The sequence below is a fragment of the Escherichia sp. E2661 genome (assembly GCF_004745185.1).
GTDB lineage: Bacteria > Pseudomonadota > Gammaproteobacteria > Enterobacterales > Enterobacteriaceae > Escherichia.
The window spans coordinates 1-1,063 of record NZ_PDIG01000055.1; the positions used below are offsets into that span (position 1 = coordinate 1).

Annotated in this window: 2 pseudogenes; both read left to right on the forward strand. The window is 48.9% G+C overall.

Going from position 1 to position 1,063, the window contains the following annotated elements:
- A pseudogene (locus CRI63_RS23580) lies at positions 1–704 on the forward strand (serine-type D-Ala-D-Ala carboxypeptidase DacD); the annotation flags it as partial.
- Between the two features lie 118 nt (positions 705–822).
- Positions 823–984 (forward strand): annotated as a pseudogene (locus CRI63_RS23585) (DNA gyrase inhibitor); the annotation flags it as partial.
- Positions 985–1,063: the final 79 nt, after the last annotated feature.

Below are 1,063 nucleotides of genomic sequence, written 5' to 3' on the forward strand. Positions count from 1 at the left end.
CGCTGAAAAGTTGCATTTACAGGATACCCATTTTGAAACGGTTCACGGTTCTGGATGCGCCGGGCCAGCATAGCTCAGCCTATGATTTAGCCGTGCTTTCTCGCGCCATCATCCACGGCGAACCTGAGTTTTACCATATGTACAGCGAAAAAAGCCTTACCTGGAACGGCATCACCCAGCAAAACCGAAACGGGCTATTGTGGGATAAAACCATGAACGTTGACGGCCTGAAAACCGGGCATACATCCGGGGCCGGGTTTAATCTCATTGCTTCGGCGGTGGATGGGCAACGCCGTCTCATTGCAGTGGTAATGGGGGCCGACAGCGCAAAAGCTCGCGAAGAAGAGGCTAGAAAATTACTGCGTTGGGGGCAGCAAAACTTTACTACGGTGCAAATTTTGCACCGTGGGAAAAAGGTCGGTACGGAACGCATCTGGTATGGTGATAAAGAAAACATCGCACTGGGAACGGAACAAGAGTTCTGGATGGTGCTGCCGAAAGCGGAGATCCCTAATATCAAAGCAAAATATACCCTTGATGGTAAAGAACTAACTGCGCCAATTGCTGCTCACAAGCGGGTAGGGGAAATTGAGCTGTACGACCGCGATAAATTGGTTGCGCATTGGCCATTGGTTACCCTGGAGTCTGTCGGTGAAGGCGGTATGTTTTCCAGATTGAGCGATTATTTCCACCATAAATCCTGACCTTTATTTAGCGCCGACTGGCAGGAGTGCGAGTCTGCTCGCATAATCAACACTCATTCCTTGTGGTATTTACATTGCAAAATACACTGTACAAAAAAACAGTGTATGTGGAGGCGTCATGAACTACGAGATTAAGCAGGAAGATAAACTGTACCGTTGCAGGTTTCCATCTCGTTGGCCCGTGGAACAACGGTGAAGAAGGTTTGAGCAGTTGATGATGTGGGTAGACAACAAAGTTGTGCCTAAGGAATGGATCGCCGTCTATACGATACCAGATGAACACCTGACGATGTACAGCTACGTACGCTGAGCATCGATCGATGTACCAGCTACGACGTCTGAGCATCGACGATGTACAG